Raw genomic sequence first — 19,707 nt, 5'->3', positions numbered from 1 at the left:
TTATCGCTCGTTGACCGACAGAACCTTTCCGGCTGCGATGGTCTGGCCCATGTCTCGGATCGCGAACGAGCCGAGCTCCGGAATCTCGCCCGACGGCTCGATGCTGAGCGGTTTCTGTGGTCGGACGGTCACGACTGCGGCGTCGCCGGACTGGATGAAGTCCGGGTTCTCCTCGGCGGTCTCGCCGGAGGCCGGGTCGATCTTCTTGTCGATGGACTCGATAGTACATGCGACCTGTGCCGTGTGGGCGTGGAAGACCGGCGTGTAGCCGGCCGTGATCACGCTCGGGTGCTGCATGACGACGATCTGTGCCTGGAAGGTCTCGGCGACCGATGGCGGGTCGTCAGCCGGCCCACAGACGTCACCACGGCGGATGTCGTCCTTGCCGATGCCGCGGACGTTGAATCCGACGTTGTCACCGGGCTCTGCTTTCGGCACCTCTTCGTGGTGCATCTCGACGGTCTTGACTTCCCCACCCACGTCGGATGGCTGGAAGGAGACGTTGTCGCCCGTGTTCAGAATACCCGTCTCGACACGTCCGACCGGAACGGTACCGATCCCGGAGATCGTGTAGACGTCCTGGATCGGGAGTCGTAGCGGCGCGTCCGTCGGCGGCTCTGCTTCCGGCAGGTTGTTCAGCGCTTCGAGCAGGATCTCGCCGTCGTACCAGCCCGTGTTCTCGGACTCGGAGGCGATGTTGTCGCCCTCGAACGCCGAGACCGGGATGTACTTGACACTGTCAGTGTCGAAGCGGACCTGCTTGAGCAGCCCCTCGACTTCTTCCTTGGTCTCCTCGTAGCGACTCTCTTCGTAGTCGACGAGGTCCATCTTGTTGATCGCGATGATCATCTCGCCGATCCCGAGGGTTCGGGCCAGGAAGACGTGCTCCTGGGTCTGTGGCTGGACACCGTCGTCGGCCGCGACGACGAGTACAGCGTTGTCGGCCTGGCTCGCGCCCGTGATCATGTTTTTCACGAAGTCGCGGTGACCAGGACAGTCGACGATGGTGAAGTAGTACTCGTCAGTGTCGAACTCCTGGTGGGCGATGTCGATCGTGACACCACGCTCTCGCTCCTCGGCGAGATTGTCCATCACGTAGGCGAACTCGAATCCGCCCTTGCCTTTTTCTTCTGCCTCTTCCTTGTGCTGCTCGATGACGTGCTCCGGAACGTTCTCTGTCTCGTACAGGAGTCGTCCGACCAGCGTACTCTTTCCGTGGTCTACGTGGCCGATGACGGCCAAGTTCTGGTGTGGTTTGTCGCTCATTATTTATCTCACGCGCAGAGGCGCTATATCGGATTCTTTACGTGGTTGTTCATAAAATCATTTCGATAGCAATCTCAACGCCGTCCGGTGGTTTTGTTAGCTACTCTCACGGGCAACGGATCGGTCCCCGTCTCTCGGTTTTGGATACTCTCCGGGGACGGGTTCGGGGGTTCGTGGCAGCGGGGAGTCAGATAGTCTGCAAAAACCCCTGTCGCAGCCGGCTGCTACCGACTGCCCAGCCGACCTATATCGGCGAAAATCGCGGATGCTGTCTCCGGACCGCCCGCACCGCGCCCGGAGATGTTGAGTCGTCCGGCGTGAGTCGTCTCCAGCTGGACGATATTTCGCGTGCCAGTGACCGCAAGCGCGCTATCCGCGGGGACCAGCCGCGGGCTGACACGGACAGTCTCTGAACTAACCTCGCCGATCAGTCTGATCGTCCGGTCGTCGGCTTTTGCCAGTTCGAGCGCGCTCGCGGGAAGTTCGTGAATCCCCTCGACTGTCGCATCGTCGAGAGTGTACTCGCGCTCCCCCTCCGCGAGCACGTTGGCGATTATGACACACTTCAGCGCCGCGTCAGTCCCCTCCACGTCGAAGCTCGGGTCAGCCTCTGCAACGCCGAGATCCTGTGCTTCGGCGAGGACGTGTTCGTATCCGAGCCCCTCTGCGGCCATCCGCGAGAGAATGAAGTTCGCAGTGCCGTTCAGCACGCCCCGCACGGCAGTAATGTGTTTCGCGTCGAAATCGGTAATCGTCGAGAGAATGGGGATCGCACCGCCGACAGTCGCCTCGAATCGGATCTCGCCATCGCTTGCCGCCGCGAGGTCCTGCAGTTCGCCGTAGCGTTCGGCAACGGGCCCCTTGTTCGCGAGGACGACGTTTCGGTCACGCTCGAGTGCCGTCTGCACGTGTCCGAAGCCGGGCTCTGCGTCGCCGAGCGTCGTCGGTGTCACCTCGACGAGCACGTCGTACTCCGCTTCCAGTGCCGCGGTCTTGTCTTCGGCACCGACGACACCCTCCGTTCGTTTGTGTTCGAGCACAGCCGCTGGATCGATACCGTCAGCATCGACCGCAGCACTCCGAGAGTCCGCGAGTGCCGTGACAGTGTGGCCGTACTCGCCAGCGAGTTCGACGACAGAGGAGCCGACCGCGCCCGCGCCGACGACTGCGAGTTTCATGCCTCCCCTCCAGCGAGCGGTTCGACGACACGGAGATCCTTCTCCCCGGCAACGTCTCTGACTGTTCCCAGCACATCCTCGACCTGGCCACTCTGTGTCGCAAGCCGGAGTCGTGCGCTCGACTCGCCGCTGTCACCCTCCGGCGCGGACAGAGAGAAGTCCCGGACGGTGGAGCCGGTCTCCTCCTGCAAGCGTGATAGCGTATGCGAGAGATCTGTATCGACGAGGTGGCCGACGAGAATGATCACGATCTCCTCGCTGTACCGTTCTGCGCCCGCCTGGATGACGTTGATCCCCTCCTCGCGCAGCGCAGAGACGATCTCGTCGAACTGCTCCGTGTTGGCTTCGAGATCCACCTCGACCGGGATGTGTCCACGCGGTGTCAGATTGCCCCGTTCGTGGAAAATAGAGAGGAGATTGCCACCCTGATTCGCGATCGGTTCGAGTGCGCGAAGCAACTCCCCTGGCCGATCGACCAGCTCCAGCCGCACCGTGTAGGCTCTGACCCCATCGGTCGAATCGCTCATCGCTGACTCACCCTGTTCGTGACGCTCATTGGGTTGGTGTCAGACGCCCGGATATAAGAATCCAGCCGTTTGCGGGCCCGCCGACCGGACCGTCTCTAACCGCCGAACGTTTGCTTGATCTGTTCCTGCCAGGTCTGGAGTTCGTCGATCTGCTGCTGGATATCGTCGATCTGGGACGCGATGTCACCCTCCGTGATCTTCCCTTCGAGTTCGTCGATCTGGCCTTCGATGTCGTCGATTGCCGCGTCGAGATCGTCGAGTTGGCCACTGACGGACGCGACCTCGTCTTGCACGGAGTCCATCTCGCCACTGACCGAGTCGACGTCCTCACTCAGTGAGTCCATCTCTTCGTCGACTTGCGAGACAGTATCACTGATACTGTCGACCTCCTGGCTGTTGGATTCGATCTCCGACTGGACGGACTGGAGGCGGTCGTCGAAGGAGTCGAGCTCCGTTTGGAACTCGCGGATCATCTCGTCGCCCGTCCCGTTCTCGTCGAGGAACTCCTCGAGTGCACCCGTGTAGGCACGCAGATCAGAAATATCGCTCTGGAGTTGCTCGATCCGCGCTTCGTTGACCCCGTCGTTTTTTGCGGCGACGTCGAGCGCGCGCCGGAGCAGTTTCAGATCCTCGCCGGAGACGTTCTGTTCGCGGATCTCGGTCGCTAGCGCGCCAGCCAGACTGCCGTTTTCGAGCGCGACAGTACTACCGCCGCCACTACTGTCACTGTCATCACTCTCCTCGCCGTCGGCCGACCTCTCTGCCTCGGCCTGCCTCTCGTTGTTGGGATCGTTGAGTTCCAGGGTTACGTCTTCGGCGTCCTCGTCGTCCTCGTCGTCGTCTTCCAGCCCGGGAATTTCGCCGTCACCTGCGATCGCATCTTTGACGACGTCGTCGTCGCTCTCCGGAATGACGTCGCCTGGGTCGACAGTCTCACCCTCGGGCAGGGGCGGATCGACCTCCTCGATTGCTGGCTCGGTCAGAAACTGCTGGACGTTGTCGCTCCCCGTCGCGCGGATGCCATAGACGGTCGTATACGAGCCGCCGGCTTCGAGTTCGCGCTCGAAGGTGATCGTGTCGTCGTCGATGGTCCAGAACTCGCTGCCGTACTCCGGATGGAATCCCAGATCCTCGACTTCGATCCCCTCGGGAACTGAATCGCTCATCCGGACTGTGACAGCGTCCTCGCGGGCAGAGTCGAACTCGAACGCGATTGCCGGGACGGGAAACTCGTCCTCCTCGAACCGTTTGACGACTGTCACACCCTCCGAGGTGACAGTGACCTCCTCGTACGCCTGTGAATCACTCATGTATCTATTTGGGTGTTTCCGGTGTAATAAACCTATTTACTGTTTACATGGTTATGTTTTTTCGCCGTTATGTTTCTCCTAGCGAACGGGAGGCGAGCGAAACAGTGGCTTACCCGCGGAAATGACAGCGGCACTCCGGGAGGGTGATGGGCTCGGGCTCTACGTCGGCTCGCTGATCGTCGGACGGTACGATGGCCGACTGTCACTCGCAGAGACGGACAGCGGTGCGACGTTCTGTCTCGAACTGCCGATCGCCTCGACAGCGGGAGTCAGCGACGCCGCTCGGAATAAAAGATACAGGATCAGTCGGCGCTGGGCTGTTCGCCGATCGCCGGCCGTGAGACGTCGCGGTCGGTTTTCTCGCCCTCGACATCGTAGGGGTACTCGCCGGTGACACAACCCAGACAGAGTTCGTCGTAGTCGTTGTCTAGCGCCTCGGTGATCGACTCGATCGAGAGATAGGAGAGGCTGTCTGCGCCGATTGCCTCGCGGATATCCTCGGTCGTTCTGTCGGCCGCGATCAGCTCGTCTCGGCTCGCCATATCGATCCCGAGATAACACGGGGCGATGATCTTCGGCGAACCGATCCGGACGTGGATCTCTTCGGCACCCGCATCACGGAGCAACTCGACGAGCTGTGTCGACGTCGTCCCGCGAACGATCGAATCGTCGATCAGCGTCACAGACCGACCCTCGATCGTCGATTTGATCGGGTTGAGTTTCAGCCGGACTGCACGCTCGCGTTCGTCTTGCGTGGGCATGATGAAGGTTCGACCGACGTACCGGTTTTTCATCAGCCCCTCTGCGAACTCGGTTCGCGCGCCGTCCTCGGCTGCCGCCTCGGCGTAGCCGGAGGCAAACGAGCGCCCCGAGTCGGGTACCGGCATCACGACGTCGGTCTCGATACCCGATTCCTCCCAGAGTTTGCGACCCAGATCACGCCGGACCTCGTAGACGAGTTTCTCGTCGATGATCGAGTCCGGACGCGCGAAGTAGACGTGCTCGAAAAAGCAGTGTGCCGTCTTCTCCAGATCGAACAGCTGATAGCTGTCGTAGCCGCTCCCGTCGGGTTTCAGGACGATCAGTTCGCCGGGTTCGACGTCCCGGATCAACTCGCCGTCGAGTGTGTCGATCGTCGCCGATTCGGAGGCGATCACGTAGCCGTCGTCGAGTTCGCCCAGCACGAGCGGTCGGTTGCCCTGTGGATCCCGCACGCCGAGAACAGTCTCGTCGTGCATGATCGTAAGCGAGTACGAGCCGTGGATCCGATCCATCGTCGATTTCACAGCCCGGACCAGATCCTCTTCGAGGAGATTCCGGGCGAGATCGTGTGCGATGACCTCGGTATCACCCGAGGACGTGAATGCGTGCCCGAGACTCGCGAGTTCATCGCGGACCTCCTCGGTGTTGACGAGGTTGCCGTTGTGTGCCAGCCCGAGCGAGCCACTCTTGAAAGAGACAGAAAACGGCTGGGCACAGCAGGCGTTGACGCTACCTGCGGTCGGGTATCGGACGTGGCCGATCCCGTTCGAGCCGCTCAATGCGTCGAGATCGTCGGAGTCGAACGCGTCGCCGACCAGCCCCATCTCGACGTGTTCGTGCTGCTGGAAGCCGTCGTGCGTGACAATCCCTGCGGACTCCTGGCCGCGGTGCTGGAGAGCGTACAAAGAGTAATAAAGCGGCCGCGCGGCCTCTCGGTCCGCAAGTGAGATGCCAACGACGCCGCACTTCTCGTTCATTTTATTCGCCAGCTTTGTTCTGCCAGGCGTAATCACGGCGCTTTGCCGATTTTCCGAATCCACACGACGAACAGACCTTCTTCTTTACGTGATACGACTTCTCGCCACAGCGGCGACATTTCACGTGTGTCGTCGTGTTTTTCTTGCCCTGGCTTGACGTTCCCTTCGTCATGGACGTATAGTCACGACGTTATCCCCGCGTATAATCGTTGTGTCTTCGTCTTCTTCGACCACGAGGTTCATATGCTGGTCGTAGCCGACGAGTTCACCCTCGTAGCGTTCGCCATCCTTCAGCTGGATGGTGACAGATTCACCGACTGATGTCTCGAGTACGTCAAGCGGTCGGTTCCCGTTCTCGCTCATACTCATATCGGGTGCGAGGGCGTGCATAAACGTACCGGCTTGGGCCGTCTGTGTGTCGCCCTTTCACGGCGCGGATCACTCGAAGACGCCGCTTTCCGCCTCCAGGCGCTCGAGTTCGCGTGCGACCTCGCGTGCCTCGGCGGGGTCCAGTGCGATCTCGGCAGTGTTGTCGCTGTCGTCCGCACAGCTGATCTTGATGCGTTCGTCTCCGAACTCCCGCACATCGACGGATTCGATGTCGTACAGCTTCGCCGTCGCCGACTTGTTCGACCCGCCGATGTGTTTGAGTGCGCCGTCTTTCAGTTCGAACATGAACTGGTCGATATCCAGTGTGAACATAGCAACTACTGGCAGTCGCTCGGTCAAAAGCATACGGGACGGCTCCCGGCGACAGGCGACAGGGAGAGCACTTCGACGGGCTTTTTATCCGGGCTTTACTGGATACCAGTATGGCTGAATTTACAGTTGCGATCTCGGACCCGGAGACGGGGATGACATACCAGAAAGAGGTCTCGGATCAGGACACCATCCGATTCATCGGCAAGGAACTCGGCGAGGAAGTCGACGGCAGCGCCGTCGGCCTCGACGGCTACACGCTCGAACTGACCGGTGGCTCGGACAACGCCGGCCGACCGATGCGCGAAGACGTCAAGGGCGCGAGCCTCAAGGCCATCCTCCTCGAAGGTGGCGTCGGTTTCAAACCCTCGACCGATGGCGAGCGCAAACGCGTGACCGTCCGCGGGCGCGAAGTGAGTGATGCGACCCGACAGATCAACGCAAAGATCAGCGAACACGGCTCCGGCGACGTCGACGAACTCCTCGCCGAGGAGTGAGGCCGTGACGGACTCGATTCCGTCGGATCACGATACTGTCGATTCTCACCGCGTCGAACTCGAAGGTGTCGGCCGAACTGGACGCCCACAGCTACCGCTCCCGGCGGCTGTCGACTGTGTTGTCGGCGATGTCGTCGAGCTAACTGTCTTCGGTGATCGACTGTACGCCGAAGTTGTCTCGGACCTGGCAGGAGAGACAGCGATCGAGGGCGCGTTCGCGAACCGCCGGCTGGCCCGGGCTGACGACGGTGAGAATCTCTTCCGGACTGCGCTCGACGAGCGAGGGTTCGGTCCCGGCACCACCCTCGTCTTCGATGTGGTCACCGAGGGCCACGCCTACGGACTCCGTGAACCGGGGAGTCGTGTCGTTTACGAGGCGACAGATCCGTCGAGTTCGTCACTCGCAGATATCGCACGATCCCTCGAAGAGTAGTCTCGCCTGCTGACAGTTTTGGGTGCCGTCACACTTTTGCATACACATTCCGTTCTTGCAGACAGTCGCGGTTCACGCGTCTCGCCAGACACATGTCGGAATCAGTCATCGCGGATTTCGTAGCGCAGTTCGACTCGAGCGTTGCGACCCGGCCCGAACCCACACAGGGACGCGTGCTATTGAGCCAGAAGCGACTGGTTCTCGTTGTCAACAGCAACGACAGGCTGACGATCCCGCTGTCGTCGATCATCGATATCGCCGTCGGTCACGTCCCAGACGAGATCCAGGGATTTTTCGAATCGACGGTGACGATCGCCTTCGAACTCAACGACCGGGGACACAAGGCAGTCATCGAGGCCGACGACAGCACCATCCAGAAGTTCTCGACGGTGCTGTTCAAGGCGGTGTTGAACGGCACCGAGATGACGATCAAACATCCGGCCAGAGTGGGAGGTCGTGTCACCGACGAGTCGTTCGTTCCGGCACGGCTCTATCTGCGCCCCCAGACTGTGCAGTTCAGAAGTGAGAGCGAAACGATCGAGATCAGACTGGCGACGGTGACACAGTTCACACACTCCTCCCGGCCGATCAACGGCAAGACACACCCTGTCCTGGAGTTTCAGCACATGCCATCCGGCGAGGCAGTCGTGACGATGGCTGCGATGAACACCCGCCGGGAGATGTCGATTCTCGGCCGGTATCTCCGCCTGGAGTACACCGAGTTGATCAACGAACTCAAAGACGTGGAGATCTCCGACGACGAAAAGGAGATCCTGACTGCGGTCTACTCCGGCGGCGGCCAGGAAGGGGTCTCACTCGCGGGCATCGTCGACACCGATCCATCGAACGTCACGATGATCCTGAACCGTCTCGAAGAGAAAGAACTCGTCATCGACTCCGCCAGCGGGACACAACTCACGCCGAAAGGACAGATCGTCGTCAACAGATATCTCGACGACGTCAACGTTTGAGCGACGGAAGAACGACCTCACTCCTGGCCCATCGCCTCGCCGGCGACGTTCCGGCCGCGTGCCTTGAGTTCGACCTCGCGGCGTTCCCGTTCGAGTTCGAGAATCCCCTCTTCGATGAGCTGGTCGTAGATCTGCTCGACCTGATCGACATCCTTGCCGACGAAATCGGGGATCTGGAAGGGCGAAACACCCGAGTACAGCGCCATGAGCACCTCCTGTTCTTCGGGGCCGAGATCGATACTGTCGGGATCCTGTGTTTGATTCGAGCCGAGCAGCCCACCCAGGATGTTGACGTGCTGTGTGTTCCCCGAGATGTGGGTCTCGACGGCGGTATCGCCGACCGTGTGTTCGACCTCGATGTAGAGTCGCTCTTTGTCCATCACGTCTGCTTTCTGCCGTTCGACAGAGCCCACGTCGTCGGTCTCGACCTCGACGAACTGGCCGTTGGCGAGTGCGAGACCGATCTGGTCCTCGTCGACGGCCATCCGGCCTTTCTGCCACTCCGAATCCTGGATCACGCCGCCTTTGACTGCGGGGTGTTTGACGATCACCACCTCGCCGTCGAGGACGGCGTTGTACAGCTGGTGTTCGAACTCCTCGTGTTCGTTCGGGGCGACGAGTGTCACGTCGTTGCCGACCTGCAAGGAGAGATAGCTGGAGACGTTGGCAAACGGCTGGCTCGCATCGTCCCGGACCTTGATCGTCGATACCTTCGAGAGTGGGATCGTCCGTTTGCCCTGGTTGCTCGCGAGGACGATCCGTTTCTCCGAGAGGAGAATCCTGCCGGGAATCCACTCCACGTCGGGAACTTTCTGGCCGTCTTTGACGACCTGCGTGAACTTCCCTCGCTGGTCTGCGAGTGTGGTTTCTCCGTTGCTCATCTCTCTATTCAGTAGCTACGGTTTTGTATGCGGTTGTATTAATGGTGTGGCTTGGCGTCGCCCGCGGGCACTCGGGGGCGGTCATCGTTTGGCACCTCCGAGTTTCGACAGCGCCGAGAAGGGTCATCGTTTGGCACCTCCGAGTTTCGACAGCGCCGAGAAAGCCCGTTTGCGAACCTGTTCGTCCTCGGTCTCGTCGAGGAGTCGCTCGATCGCCTCTGCGGTATCCTCGTCGCCGATCTTCCCCAGTGTGAACACTGCCTGGGCGCGTGCGTCAGTATCGTTATTGTCATCTCTCGCGAGTTCGAGAAGCTGTTTCTCCGTGTACGTCGCGCCGACCTCCGCGAGACTCGTCGCCGCGAACTGTTTTGTCATCTTGCCGCCCTCGTCCAGTGTCGTGACGAGTGCGTCGATGGCGTCGCGGTTGGTCTCCCCTTCCATGATCCGGCCGAGCAACCAGGCAGTGTTCCGGCGCTGTGCGGCTTTCGTCCCGGCATCGAGAATCTCGACCAGCGGATCGACGACCGACTTGTCCTCGCGTTCGGTCTCGGTGAGTTGCTCGACGACAACCTCACGGATCTGGTGGCTCTGCTCGGTCGGAACGTTCGAGAGTAACTCGATCAGCGAGAAGACGGCCGTCCGGCGAACGGCCGAGGATTCGTCCGAGAGCGCGTCCGCGAGATACTCCACCGGGCGGTCGTTGCGGAACTTGCCGAACCCGCGGACTGCGATCCGGCGGACCATCTCGCTGTCGTCGTCGTACAGTTGGAGGAGTGCCTGCAGCGCCTGTCTGTTCCCGATCCGACCGAGCGCTTCGGCGGCCTCGCGCCGGACGGCCGCCTTCGGATCAGAGAGCAGTCCGGTCAGGGAATCCGTCGCCCGGGCGTCCCCGATATTTCGGCAGGCCCGTGCCGCTCGTGCACGAACACGGGGATCCGGATCGTCGAACCGATCGGCGAGCGCCGGGATGGCGTCGGGGACTTCGAGTTCGCCGATCGCGTTCGCCGCGGCCATCCTGAGTTCTGGAATGTCCGCTTCGAGTGCACGGGCGAAGGCTTTGACCTTCTTCCAGTCGGCCGCGTCTGCGCTCAGATTGAGATCGGCCATACTCGTGATCAGCCGTTCGAGCCCGTCTTGCCCGAGTTCGTCGAGGGCGTCGATCGCGGCCGCGACGACCGCGTCAGAGTCGTCTTCCTGGGCGGCACGGACGAGGGCGGTGATCATATCGTCCCGGTCGTCGTGGTCTTCCATCCGGCCGAGCACCTCGGCTGCGCGTTTGCGCACTTCGGCGCTGTTCGCGTTCTGTAACGCCTCGATAATCTTCTGGGCGTTGCCGTCGCGCTCGTGCTGGAACAGAGACATCAGATCCGTCGGTAGATCCGCTGTTGTTTGTACACCGGTTCGAACCCATCCCGGGACTGTGTCGGGAGCGTCTCCGTCATCCCGATCATGAGGTACCCACCGTCTCGCAGGGAGTTCCGGATCGTCTCGAAGATCGGGACCTTGAACGAGGAGTCGATGTAGATGAGGAGATTCCGACAGAGGACGAGGTCGAAATCCCGTTTGGGGTCACCGCGGATGAGATCGTGCTGTTCGAAGGAGATCATCTTCTTGACCCGATCTTTCACCGAAAACCGGTTCTCCTCTCTGTCGATGTACGGTTCGTAGGCGTCGAGTGGCTCCAGTTCGCCGGCGATATCGCTCGTCTGTGAGGTTTCGTAGACGCCGGCACGAGCAACCTCCAGAATATCCGGGTTGATATCCGTCGCCGTGATCTCGATGGATCGCTCACGGATCTCGGGGTCGTCGAGTGCCAGCATCGCGATCGAGTACGGTTCGCGGCCGTCGGCACAGGGGGCAGACCAGATGCGAACCCGACGGTTCTCCGCTGTCAGGTCACGTAACACCTGCCGGAGTTTCTCCCACGCCTCCGGATTCCTGAAAAATCCGGTGACGTTGATCGACAGTGAGTCCAGCAGGGCGTCTTTCTCCTCGTCGTCGGATTCGAGCAGCCGCTTGTAGGAACTGTAGCTGTCTCTGTCCGTCCGGCGCATCCGGGCGGTGATCCGCCGGTCGAGGTAGGCGTTGTTGTAAAAGTCCGACTCGAAATCGAGTTCGCGCCCGATGTACTCGAGCAGTTTCTCGAAAGATCGTTCCTCTGTCTCGTTCATAGCGTCACCACATCGAGGATGTGGACGATGTTGCCGTCGCCGAGGACGGCCGTCCCGGAGAGTCCGGGCGTCCCACTGAGGATGCCCTCCAGCGGTTTGACGACGACCTCCTCCTGGGCGTTGACTGCATCACAGCGCAGGGCGATCTGGCGTTCGGACTCGCGGATCCGGACGAGCATGTTGCCCGCCTCGGCCGTCCCGCCGTCCGTCTCGGCTTTCCGGGGGACGTTGAACGTCTCCCCGAGATCGACGATCGGATAGATCTCGTTGTTGTGTTTGATCACGTTCCGGCCGTTGACCTGTTTCATCTCGTCGGTCCGGGTGATCTCGTCGACGTTCTTGATCGGGACGCCGTACTCCTCGTCGCCGACCTGGACGAAGAGCACCTTCACGATGGCCATCGTCACCGGTAGCCGCAGGGAAACGGTCGTTCCCTCGCCGGGTGTGCTGTCGACGTCGACCGAGCCATCCAGTTGCGTGACGGTGTCGTGGACGACGTCCATCCCGACTCCGCGACCACTGGTATCGGTCACCTCGTCGGCCGTCGAGAACCCAGGGTGGAAGACGAGATCGTAGATCGCCGAGTTGCTCATCGTCTCCAGTTCTTCGGCCGTCCGGACCTCCTTCTCGATGGCTTTCTTCTTGATCTGTTCGACGTCCAGCCCGGCACCGTCGTCTTCGACCTGGATGATGACGTGGTCGCGCTCACGGGAGGCACTGAGTGTGACCTGCCCCTCGCGAGGTTTGTCCTTCTCGACACGCTCCTCGGGCGGTTCGATGCCGTGATCCAGCGAGTTCCGGATGATGTGCATCAGCGGATCGGAAATCTCGGTGAGGATCGTCCGGTCGAGTTCGATCTCCTCGCCCTCGATCTCGAAGTCGACATCCTTGCCCAGTTCCCGGGAGAGATCCCGGACCATCCGCGGGAACTTGCCGACGACTTTCTTCAGCGGGATCAGCCGCATATCCATCACCGTGTTCTGGAGACTGGCGGTGATCTTGTCGAGTTCGCTCAGCGTCTCCTCGGCCGAATCCATATTCTCGTCTTCGACGGCGCGGCGCAGCTTGATCCGGGAGGTGACGAGCTGTTCGACCAGTCCGTGGAGGTCGTCGAGCTGGTCGACGTCGACGCGCACGGATTTGATCTCGTCGACGGAGTGTTCGTCTTCGCCGGTTGCGTCGGTGGAGCCTCCGGCGCTGCCGCCGCCGAACACCTCGTCGGTGACGTCCTCGACCTCGGTTCGTTCGATCTCGCCGACGGCACCCAGTTCGGCGTCGACACGGCCGAGATCCTCCGCGTCGAGGACCAGCCCGAAGGTCTCGTCGTAGTTTCCATCCTCGATGTCGGCCCGGTCCGGTGTCGTCGCGAGGACATCGAACACCTCCTCGACGGACTCCATCGCGAAGATGGCATCGACACCGGGCATATCGGTCTCTTCGAGTTTGACCTCCACGTAGGCGACCTGCTCGTCGACATCGTCTTCGTCGAGGTCGACATCGGAGAGGTCTATATCTGTATCGAGCGTCGCTGTCGAACTACCGTCGGACGTGGTCGAATCGCTCCCGGTGTCTGCTGGCTCGCCGCCAGCCGCCTCGACGCCGTTTTCGAGCACGTCTCGGAGTTGGGCAACAGTCGCGCTCGTGTCGAGTGTCGACTCACCCTCGTCTTCGATCTCGCCGACGATGGCCTCGATCCCGTCGACACCGTCGAAGATCAGATCCATCACTGCCGGCGTTACCTCCATGTTGCCGTCACGCATCTCGTCCAGAAGATCCTCCATCGCGTGTGCGAGATCGGCGGCATCCTCGAACCCCATCGCCCCGAAGTTCCCCTTCAGCGTGTGGGCTGTCCGGAAGATCTGATCCATCGCTTCCTGGTTGCTGGGGTCTGATTCGAGTTCCAGCAACGAGTTGTTCAGCTTCGTGATCTCCTCTTCGCTTTCCCGAATGAACGCATCGAGATACTGGTCGTCCATAGTTAGTTCACCTCGTGTCGTGATCGGCTAATGTTTCGCACCATCTTTCACTGTATTCACAATTCCATCAGGGATCTCCCCGATCGGAAGTACCTCGTCGACGAAGCCCGTCTCGATCGCTCGCTTGGGCATCCCAAACACTGCTGACGTCTCTTCGTTCTGTGCAATCGTCGCCCCATCGACGGCCTTGATAGATTTGATGCCGGCCGCGCCGTCTTCGCCCATCCCAGTCAGGATGACGCCGGTCATCGGGTCGTCGATCAGCTCCGCCGCACTCGACATCGTCATATCGACGGCCGGTCGGACACTGTTGACCGGCGGATCCTCGGTGAGTTTGACCCGGAGACGTCCCTTGTGATAGTTCGAGACCACCATGTGTTTCCCGCCAGCGGCGACGATGGCTTCACCGCCACCGATGCGGTCACCGTCCGCTGCCTCGCTCACCTCGTAGTCGCTTCCTTCGTTGATCCGGTTTGCGAACCGCTCGGTGAACCCACCGGGCATGTGCTGGACGATAAGTACTCGAAAGTCCGCCTCGATCGGCAGCTGTGACATGACCTGTTCGACCATCTTCGGGCCGCCCGTCGATGAACCGATGAGGAGGGTTGGGTTCTCGACGTAGTCGGCAGCCGGGCTGGCGGTGGCTGATGTTGGTTCCGTGGTCTCGGTCTGCTGACGGGTCGACCGCGCGTCCGGGCGGGACCGGCTCGCCTCGCCGACGTCCGCTTTGGCGACCGATCGGACCATCTCGACGAGTTGATCTTTCAGGCGGGACATCTCCATCGACACCTCTCCACCGGGTTTCGTGAAGAAATCCACAGCCCCCTTGTCGAGTGCCTGGAAGGAGACGTCGGCGTTCTCGTCGGTGTGTGCCGACAGCATGAGCACCGGCGTCGGCTGTCTGGCCATGATCTGTTCGACTGCCTCGATTCCGTTCATCTCGGGCATCTCGACGTCCATCGTCACCACGTCCGGACTGTGTTCGATGACGGCCTCGACTGCCTCTTTACCGTTGCGTGCCTGCGCGACGACCTCGATCCCGCCGTCTTCGAGGATGTCGGAGATGACACTCTGCATGAAATGCGAGTCGTCGGCGACGACTGCGCTGGTCATCGACCACCCACCGGTGCGACACCACTGACTAGCAACTGTGCGAGGCTCGGCTCCATTCTCGTCTTACTCTGCGTCGACTCATCAAATAAATACTCCGCCCATGTAATCAAATATGATAGCTTAACGGGCAGATTTAAGTTGCGTCGCAAAATTTCATTGAGTACACGAATCAGTGGACGACACCGTCGCTGGTGGCAGCCACGGTGTGTTCAGCGGTCAGGATTGCGGCGAACCCACGGAGGCAACTGGGATGACACAAACGAACGGACAAGTACTCGAATTCAAACTCGGCGACGAAACCTACTGTGTGAGCATCGACTACGTGACCGAAATCGTCGACGTCGGCGAGTTGACGACTGTACCGAACTCGCCGCCACACGTCGAAGGCGTGATGGATCTCCGCGGCCGAACGACGTCGATCGTCAACCCGAAGACGGTGTTCGGACTCGGTGACGGCGACATGGAGGCCAACCGGATCATCGTCTACGACCCCGAAATCACCCAGAACCAGGGTGCTGCTGGCTGGCTGGTCGACGAGGTCAAACAGGTCGTCCAGGTCGACTACGCAAACGTCGACGAATCACCTGCTGCAGACAAAGACGCCATCAAAGGGGTCATCAAAAAAGGCGACGGCAACTTCGTCATCTGGGTCGATCCACAACAAGTACACTCATGATTGAACTTACCAAAACTGGCATCGACGGACTCGATGACATACTCAACGGTGGTATCGTCAAGAACTCAACGACACTCGTCAGCGGGAACCCCGGTGCAGGAAAGAGTATCCTCGGCCTGCAGTACATCTACAACGGCGTCGAGATGTTCGACGAGGACGGCATCTTCCTCTCCTTCGAGGAGAGCGAAAAGGACCTCCGCCAGGCTGCCGAATCGATCGGCTTCGACAACTGGCAGCAGTACGTCGACGAGGGACGGATCACAGTCTACGACAAGCAGGTCCTCCTCCGCGAGAACGACTTTAGCTCCTCGCTCGAACTGCTGCTCGGTGAACTCGACGACGAAAACTACGAGCGACTGGTGCTCGATTCGCTGACGATGTTCAAACTCTTCTTCGACACCGAGCGCGAACAGCGCACGTACCTACTCAAGTTTACGGATATCCTCGCCGACAACGAACTCACCACCTTGATGACGAACGAACAGGGCCAGATTTTCCCGGAGACGGAGATCAACCTGGAGAACTTCCTGACCGACGGCAACATCTATCTGATCCAGACGCCGACTGACTCCGGCGTGAGCCGGTACGTCTGGGTAGCGAAAATGCGAAAGCAGAACATCGAGACCGACATCTTCCCGATGGAGATCACCGACGGTGGGATCACAGTCCATCACAATGCCAGCGCGTTTTCGATGATGAGTGAAAACGACTCACCACTGTGACCGCAGTGTTGTTATTACGAATTAAAATAGCGGCCTAAACTTTCAGAACCGGTATTTTATCCGCATTCTCCAGGTGCCAGAGCGACCGATAATTTCCGTCGCCAGGCGGTAGATTTATGGGTATCGTGTTTTATAATCTGATAATAGATGTCTTCAGTGGACCTGTTGCAGACGCTGGGGAACAAATACAGCGCAGAGATACTCGATGCGACCGACGAGCCACGGTCAGCCCAGGAGCTCAGCGACGAACTGGAGATTCCGATCGCGACCTGTTACCGACGGATCGACGAGCTGACCGAGAACAATCTGCTGGAGCTACACGACAACATTCTCTCGGACGACCGTCGACGGATCAAAGTGTACCGGCGGAACGTCGACTCGGTCCGGATCGATTTCGGGGAGGAACTCGGTGTGACCATCGAGGAGCGCCAGGAAGTGACCAACACGCTCGACGAAGCCTGGCGAACGCTCTCGGAAGGCTGACTTCCCCAGTATCATTTCCGTCCTGTGAGTGTCTCTGAACAGAGACAGTGATCTCTTCTCCCGCGTGTGCAGTCAATACCCCACATCGGTTGGAGTGTCGTGGGCGAAACTCGCTTGACCCTCGCCCGAGTAACCGTTCTGGGGCGTCGACTACGCGCCCCGGGCCAGACAGACGTATATACAAGCTGCCGATAGCCACGACGCTGTGATGGCTGGCGTAGATTTACAGCAAGCCAGCTGACAGTGTGGCAGACCGCGGTCGTTCTGGCCGCGCCGAGGCGGTGTCTGGCGGTCAAGCTCATCGAACGAACCCGACCAGCTATCGGGAGTTGAAACAACGTCTCCAGTAAGTTATCAGAAACAAAATTTGGATAGTTGGATTTAAATTAGAGAACAGAAAAGTAGCAGTATAGTGTCGACTGTGATTGCAACGCTGTACGCCATGACGGCCGTGATATTCATCGCAAGCTGTCTGACGATGTCAGGAATGGGTCTCCGCGCATACTTAGAAACGTCCAGAACCTCGATGTTACACCTCTCCATAGGGTTCGCATTGGCGGTCGCGGGTGCGGCAGCAACGCTGATCAGCGCCTTTCTCTACGGCTTTGATAATGCACGGTGGCTCCTGCTAGTCCACAGCGGCCTCATTACGATCGGGATGCTGTTCGTGATACTCAGTATCGTCAACTACGACAAGTAGACGTACGATTTTTGATATATTTAGTAGACTATCTATCAGGCAGATTCCTGTATCCCAGGGTAGTGGCTTAGTAGAATATATTTACTACGGATATTCGAGGGCTATCCAGGTGTCAATTGAAAAAATAGTCACCAGACTTGGGGACTGTCATCCTGGGAGTAGAATGGAGAAAAGACGGCTTTGAGCGCCCCTATACCTTATTTTCATTTGTTGAATCGACGAACTACTGTATTTTCAGAAGCGATAATTTGGAGCGCACGCTTATTAGTATGAATAAGCAAGTGGAAAGTAAGTCTGCAGCACAACTGGTGCAGACGAGACAACTATGAAAGGTTACATAAAACGAAACGAACGAGGTCAGGTGGGTATCGGGACACTGATCGTGTTCATCGCACTGGTACTCGTCGCCGCGATCGCGGCGGGCGTGCTGATCAACACCGCTGGGTTCCTGCAAACCCAGGCCGAACAGACTGGGGAAGAAAGTTCCTCACAGGTTGCGAACAACATCAACATTATCGGAGAAGTTGGTGTGGTAAGTGATGCTTCGAATGGCGAAATTAATCAGTCAAAACTGACCGTGCAGCGCTCCCCGGGCTCTGATAATGTCGATCTTACCGAACTAAGTATCCAGTATGTCGGGGACAACGGCTTCGAAAACCTCGTCCACAACAGTTCTCAAACGGATAATGAATCTTCAACCGCAACCTATGGAATTACACAAATTACGGCCGAATCCGACGATGCAGTAATGACGGACGACGCCGATCGGTATCAGATTGTTATCCCCTTTGCTGGGACCTACTCAGATGGTACCGTTGTTGTGGATGATGCCAATGAAGGAGCCGGTCTCGGTCTAAATTCGGCCGACCTTTCCGTTTTGAAAGCGGGGCAGGAAGCCGAACTGGAGATAACAACGGCCGATCGCGCAACGCGGAACGCCTTCCTCCAGGCACCGGATACACTCGACGTTGACGATGGTGACACTATTGGACTGTGATCGAAATAACCAATTAAAACAATGATACGAAATAAACTAACTGACAAACGCGGGCAGGTTGGTATTGGAACACTAATTGTGTTCATCGCACTGGTCCTCGTCGCAGCGATTGCGGCCGGTGTGCTGATCAACACGGCCGGATTCTTGCAAACCCAGGCCGAACAGACCGGTGAAGACAGTTCGAGCCAAGTTGCCAACAACATCAATATCATCGGCGAAATTGGTGTTGTTAATGAAAATAATGATGGCATCAACACAACGCGGTTGACGGTCCAGCGGGCGCCGGGGTCAGACAACGTGGATCTCTCAGAGTTGTCGATCCAGTACGTCGGCGACAATGGCTTCGCAAACTACATCCACACGAGCAAAGATCCGAGTGATAACTCGTATGGTGTCGAAACGATCACTGCGAGTTCCTCAGACGATGCAGTAATGACCGATGATTCCGATCGATATCAGATTGTTATCCCATTCAGCGTTGAATACGAATCTGGTGTAAACTACACAGAAGCAGGAGATACTGGCGAAACCAATGAACTTAATTCGACTCTAAGTGACCTTGCCACAGGCAATGAGGCAGAGCTGGAGATAACGACGGCTGACCGCGCGACGCGGAACGCCTTCATCGAAGTGCCTGACACCATCGAATCCGACGAAAGTGAGGTGACACTGTAATGATTAGAGATGCACTCACCGACGACCGCGGTCAGGTCGGAATCGGTACGCTGATCGTGTTCATCGCACTGGTCCTCGTCGCAGCGATCGCGGCGGGCGTTCTGATCAACACGGCCGGGTTCCTGCAAACCCAGTCCGAACAGACCGGCGAAGAGAGTACGAGTCAGGTTGCGAACAACATCAACGTGATCGGTGAAGTCGGTGAGGTCAACGCCTCGTTGGATACCATTAATCGAGTTAGATTGACGGTCCAGCGGTCGCCGGGATCTGATAACGTTGATCTCTCAGAGTTGTCGATCCAGTACGTCGGCGACAACGGCTTCGCCAACTACGTCCACGCGACACAGGGGGATGATACCGACGATCTGTACTATCTAAATGTAATCACCTCGGATAGCGATGATGCGGTGATGACAGAGGATTCAGATCGATACCAGATTGTAATTCCATTTGGAAACGCATCTACGGGCCCAACAAACTTCAGCCTGGAAAGTGATGACCCTACAAGCGGAGATAGCGATTTCCAATCTGGTGGTGTTGATAGTGGCTTGTCAGATATGGAAACAGGTGAAGAGGCTGAGCTGGAAATCACGACGGCTGACCGCGCGACGCGGAACGCCTTCATCGAAGTGCCTGACACCATCGAATCCGACGAAAGTGAGGTGACCCTGTAAGAGATCCGACTTCGAATAA

Annotated in this window: 23 protein-coding genes; 10 read left to right on the top strand and 13 right to left on the bottom strand. The window is 58.9% G+C overall.

The features are described 5' to 3' along the window. From tuf to EOW68_RS12960, 8 genes are all read right to left on the bottom strand, one after another. Nucleotides 1–1,266 carry a translation elongation factor EF-1 subunit alpha gene (gene tuf / locus EOW68_RS12995; RefSeq protein WP_128225595.1) on the bottom strand — a complete coding sequence of 422 codons (1,266 nt, stop codon included), beginning with the start codon at nucleotides 1,264–1,266 and terminating at the stop codon, nucleotides 1–3. Nucleotides 1,267–1,490: 224 nt separating this feature from the next. Then, a complete protein-coding gene (locus tag EOW68_RS12990; RefSeq protein ID WP_128225594.1) occupies nucleotides 1,491–2,444 on the bottom strand; it encodes a homoserine dehydrogenase in 954 nt (317 codons plus the stop codon). After that, a complete protein-coding gene (locus EOW68_RS12985) occupies nucleotides 2,441–2,971 on the bottom strand; it encodes an amino acid-binding protein (RefSeq protein WP_128225593.1) in 531 nt (176 codons plus the stop codon). The genes EOW68_RS12990 and EOW68_RS12985 overlap by 4 nt, the downstream gene beginning before the upstream one ends. A gap of 95 nt (nucleotides 2,972–3,066) precedes the next feature. Continuing rightward, nucleotides 3,067–4,281 carry a hypothetical protein gene (locus tag EOW68_RS12980; RefSeq protein WP_128225592.1) on the bottom strand — a complete coding sequence of 405 codons (1,215 nt, stop codon included), beginning with the start codon at nucleotides 4,279–4,281 and terminating at the stop codon, nucleotides 3,067–3,069. 302 nt (nucleotides 4,282–4,583) lie between these two features. After that, complete coding sequence (purF, locus tag EOW68_RS12975) at nucleotides 4,584–6,020, bottom strand: amidophosphoribosyltransferase (protein WP_128225591.1); 1,437 nt, start codon at nucleotides 6,018–6,020, stop codon at nucleotides 4,584–4,586. A gap of 1 nt (nucleotide 6,021) precedes the next feature. Then, on the bottom strand, nucleotides 6,022–6,192 hold the full coding sequence (locus EOW68_RS12970; protein WP_128225590.1) for a 50S ribosomal protein L37e: 171 nt from the start codon (nucleotides 6,190–6,192) through the stop codon (nucleotides 6,022–6,024). Further along, nucleotides 6,189–6,383, bottom strand: coding sequence for an LSM domain-containing protein (locus tag EOW68_RS12965; RefSeq protein WP_128225589.1), 195 nt, complete (start codon nucleotides 6,381–6,383; stop codon nucleotides 6,189–6,191). The genes EOW68_RS12970 and EOW68_RS12965 overlap by 4 nt, the downstream gene beginning before the upstream one ends. Nucleotides 6,384–6,458: 75 nt before the next feature. Next, complete coding sequence (locus tag EOW68_RS12960; protein ID WP_128225588.1) at nucleotides 6,459–6,722, bottom strand: hypothetical protein; 264 nt, start codon at nucleotides 6,720–6,722, stop codon at nucleotides 6,459–6,461. A gap of 110 nt (nucleotides 6,723–6,832) precedes the next feature. Here EOW68_RS12960 and EOW68_RS12955 point away from each other — a divergent pair, with 110 nt between their 5' ends. From EOW68_RS12955 to EOW68_RS12945, 3 genes are all read left to right on the top strand, one after another. After that, on the top strand, nucleotides 6,833–7,216 hold the full coding sequence (locus tag EOW68_RS12955; RefSeq protein ID WP_128225587.1) for a 30S ribosomal protein S6e: 384 nt from the start codon (nucleotides 6,833–6,835) through the stop codon (nucleotides 7,214–7,216). 4 nt (nucleotides 7,217–7,220) lie between these two features. Further along, nucleotides 7,221–7,649, top strand: coding sequence for a DUF7112 family protein (locus EOW68_RS12950; protein WP_128225586.1), 429 nt, complete (start codon nucleotides 7,221–7,223; stop codon nucleotides 7,647–7,649). 92 nt (nucleotides 7,650–7,741) lie between these two features. Next, nucleotides 7,742–8,620, top strand: coding sequence for a CheF family chemotaxis protein (locus EOW68_RS12945; protein ID WP_128225585.1), 879 nt, complete (start codon nucleotides 7,742–7,744; stop codon nucleotides 8,618–8,620). Between the two features lie 17 nt (nucleotides 8,621–8,637). Here the strand turns inward: EOW68_RS12945 and EOW68_RS12940 are convergent, their stop codons facing one another. The 5 genes from EOW68_RS12940 to EOW68_RS12920 all read right to left on the bottom strand — a co-directional run bounded on the left by EOW68_RS12940 (nucleotide 8,638) and on the right by EOW68_RS12920 (nucleotide 14,761). After that, nucleotides 8,638–9,501 carry a CheF family chemotaxis protein gene (locus EOW68_RS12940; protein ID WP_128225584.1) on the bottom strand — a complete coding sequence of 288 codons (864 nt, stop codon included), beginning with the start codon at nucleotides 9,499–9,501 and terminating at the stop codon, nucleotides 8,638–8,640. 123 nt (nucleotides 9,502–9,624) lie between these two features. Beyond that, the gene (locus tag EOW68_RS12935; RefSeq protein ID WP_128225583.1) at nucleotides 9,625–10,863 is read right to left on the bottom strand and encodes a HEAT repeat domain-containing protein; all 1,239 of its coding nucleotides are present in this window, start codon (nucleotides 10,861–10,863) and stop codon (nucleotides 9,625–9,627) included. Beyond that, on the bottom strand, nucleotides 10,863–11,672 hold the full coding sequence (locus EOW68_RS12930) for a CheR family methyltransferase (protein WP_128225582.1): 810 nt from the start codon (nucleotides 11,670–11,672) through the stop codon (nucleotides 10,863–10,865). The genes EOW68_RS12935 and EOW68_RS12930 overlap by 1 nt, the downstream gene beginning before the upstream one ends. Beyond that, nucleotides 11,669–13,648 carry a chemotaxis protein CheA gene (gene cheA / locus EOW68_RS12925; RefSeq protein ID WP_128225581.1) on the bottom strand — a complete coding sequence of 660 codons (1,980 nt, stop codon included), beginning with the start codon at nucleotides 13,646–13,648 and terminating at the stop codon, nucleotides 11,669–11,671. Before cheA ends, EOW68_RS12930 begins: the two co-directional genes overlap by 4 nt. Before the next feature lie 27 nt (nucleotides 13,649–13,675). Continuing rightward, nucleotides 13,676–14,761 carry a protein-glutamate methylesterase/protein-glutamine glutaminase gene (locus tag EOW68_RS12920; protein WP_128225580.1) on the bottom strand — a complete coding sequence of 362 codons (1,086 nt, stop codon included), beginning with the start codon at nucleotides 14,759–14,761 and terminating at the stop codon, nucleotides 13,676–13,678. Nucleotides 14,762–15,011: 250 nt separating this feature from the next. On the opposite strand from EOW68_RS12920, the gene EOW68_RS12915 reads away from it, so the two are divergent. The 7 genes from EOW68_RS12915 (at nucleotide 15,012) to EOW68_RS12885 (ending at nucleotide 19,688) form a co-directional block, all read left to right on the top strand. Beyond that, nucleotides 15,012–15,437: a chemotaxis protein CheW gene (locus EOW68_RS12915; RefSeq protein ID WP_128225579.1), complete on the top strand. Its 426-nt coding sequence runs from the start codon at nucleotides 15,012–15,014 to the stop codon at nucleotides 15,435–15,437. Then, the gene (locus EOW68_RS12910) at nucleotides 15,434–16,159 is read left to right on the top strand and encodes an RAD55 family ATPase (protein ID WP_128225578.1); all 726 of its coding nucleotides are present in this window, start codon (nucleotides 15,434–15,436) and stop codon (nucleotides 16,157–16,159) included. Before EOW68_RS12915 ends, EOW68_RS12910 begins: the two co-directional genes overlap by 4 nt. 147 nt (nucleotides 16,160–16,306) lie before the next feature. Continuing rightward, nucleotides 16,307–16,642, top strand: a complete 336-nt coding sequence (locus EOW68_RS12905) for a helix-turn-helix domain-containing protein (RefSeq protein ID WP_128225577.1) — start codon at nucleotides 16,307–16,309, stop codon at nucleotides 16,640–16,642. Between the two features lie 526 nt (nucleotides 16,643–17,168). Beyond that, the gene (locus EOW68_RS18770) at nucleotides 17,169–17,342 is read left to right on the top strand and encodes a hypothetical protein (RefSeq protein ID WP_431358919.1); all 174 of its coding nucleotides are present in this window, start codon (nucleotides 17,169–17,171) and stop codon (nucleotides 17,340–17,342) included. A 325-nt stretch (nucleotides 17,343–17,667) separates the two neighbouring features. Then, the gene (locus EOW68_RS12895; RefSeq protein ID WP_128225576.1) at nucleotides 17,668–18,339 is read left to right on the top strand and encodes a flagellin; all 672 of its coding nucleotides are present in this window, start codon (nucleotides 17,668–17,670) and stop codon (nucleotides 18,337–18,339) included. A 21-nt stretch (nucleotides 18,340–18,360) separates the two neighbouring features. After that, on the top strand, nucleotides 18,361–19,014 hold the full coding sequence (locus tag EOW68_RS12890) for a flagellin (RefSeq protein WP_128225575.1): 654 nt from the start codon (nucleotides 18,361–18,363) through the stop codon (nucleotides 19,012–19,014). Further along, the gene (locus EOW68_RS12885; protein ID WP_128225574.1) at nucleotides 19,014–19,688 is read left to right on the top strand and encodes a flagellin; all 675 of its coding nucleotides are present in this window, start codon (nucleotides 19,014–19,016) and stop codon (nucleotides 19,686–19,688) included. Before EOW68_RS12890 ends, EOW68_RS12885 begins: the two co-directional genes overlap by 1 nt. Nucleotides 19,689–19,707: the final 19 nt, after the last annotated feature.

Origin of the sequence: Halovenus amylolytica, assembly GCA_004015825.1 — an archaeon.
In the GTDB taxonomy this organism is placed as follows: Archaea; Halobacteriota; Halobacteria; order Halobacteriales; family Haloarculaceae; genus Halovenus; species Halovenus amylolytica.
The sequence above is the reverse complement of the archived record's forward strand: the minus strand, read 5'-3'. Positions and strand labels throughout refer to the sequence as shown.

Excerpts from the sequence above, each read along its gene's own strand:
- EOW68_RS12970 (WP_128225590.1), bottom strand. The coding sequence starts at position 6,192 with ATGACGAAGGGAACGTCAAGCCAGGGCAAGAAAAACACGACGACACAC.
- EOW68_RS12955 (WP_128225587.1), top strand. The coding sequence starts at position 6,833 with ATGGCTGAATTTACAGTTGCGATCTCGGACCCGGAGACGGGGATGACA.
- EOW68_RS18770 (WP_431358919.1), top strand. The coding sequence starts at position 17,169 with ATGTTACACCTCTCCATAGGGTTCGCATTGGCGGTCGCGGGTGCGGCA.
- tuf (WP_128225595.1), bottom strand. The coding sequence starts at position 1,266 with ATGAGCGACAAACCACACCAGAACTTGGCCGTCATCGGCCACGTAGAC.
- EOW68_RS12895 (WP_128225576.1), top strand. The coding sequence starts at position 17,668 with ATGAAAGGTTACATAAAACGAAACGAACGAGGTCAGGTGGGTATCGGG.
- EOW68_RS12960 (WP_128225588.1), bottom strand. The coding sequence starts at position 6,722 with ATGTTCACACTGGATATCGACCAGTTCATGTTCGAACTGAAAGACGGC.
- EOW68_RS12930 (WP_128225582.1), bottom strand. The coding sequence starts at position 11,672 with ATGAACGAGACAGAGGAACGATCTTTCGAGAAACTGCTCGAGTACATC.
- EOW68_RS12945 (WP_128225585.1), top strand. The coding sequence starts at position 7,742 with ATGTCGGAATCAGTCATCGCGGATTTCGTAGCGCAGTTCGACTCGAGC.
- EOW68_RS12885 (WP_128225574.1), top strand. The coding sequence starts at position 19,014 with ATGATTAGAGATGCACTCACCGACGACCGCGGTCAGGTCGGAATCGGT.
- EOW68_RS12915 (WP_128225579.1), top strand. The coding sequence starts at position 15,012 with ATGACACAAACGAACGGACAAGTACTCGAATTCAAACTCGGCGACGAA.
- EOW68_RS12905 (WP_128225577.1), top strand. The coding sequence starts at position 16,307 with ATGTCTTCAGTGGACCTGTTGCAGACGCTGGGGAACAAATACAGCGCA.
- EOW68_RS12940 (WP_128225584.1), bottom strand. The coding sequence starts at position 9,501 with ATGAGCAACGGAGAAACCACACTCGCAGACCAGCGAGGGAAGTTCACG.
- EOW68_RS12985 (WP_128225593.1), bottom strand. The coding sequence starts at position 2,971 with ATGAGCGATTCGACCGATGGGGTCAGAGCCTACACGGTGCGGCTGGAG.
- EOW68_RS12965 (WP_128225589.1), bottom strand. The coding sequence starts at position 6,383 with ATGAGCGAGAACGGGAACCGACCGCTTGACGTACTCGAGACATCAGTC.
- EOW68_RS12990 (WP_128225594.1), bottom strand. The coding sequence starts at position 2,444 with ATGAAACTCGCAGTCGTCGGCGCGGGCGCGGTCGGCTCCTCTGTCGTC.
- purF (WP_128225591.1), bottom strand. The coding sequence starts at position 6,020 with ATGAACGAGAAGTGCGGCGTCGTTGGCATCTCACTTGCGGACCGAGAG.
- EOW68_RS12890 (WP_128225575.1), top strand. The coding sequence starts at position 18,361 with ATGATACGAAATAAACTAACTGACAAACGCGGGCAGGTTGGTATTGGA.
- cheA (WP_128225581.1), bottom strand. The coding sequence starts at position 13,648 with ATGGACGACCAGTATCTCGATGCGTTCATTCGGGAAAGCGAAGAGGAG.
- EOW68_RS12935 (WP_128225583.1), bottom strand. The coding sequence starts at position 10,863 with ATGTCTCTGTTCCAGCACGAGCGCGACGGCAACGCCCAGAAGATTATC.
- EOW68_RS12980 (WP_128225592.1), bottom strand. The coding sequence starts at position 4,281 with ATGAGTGATTCACAGGCGTACGAGGAGGTCACTGTCACCTCGGAGGGT.
- EOW68_RS12920 (WP_128225580.1), bottom strand. The coding sequence starts at position 14,761 with ATGACCAGCGCAGTCGTCGCCGACGACTCGCATTTCATGCAGAGTGTC.
- EOW68_RS12910 (WP_128225578.1), top strand. The coding sequence starts at position 15,434 with ATGATTGAACTTACCAAAACTGGCATCGACGGACTCGATGACATACTC.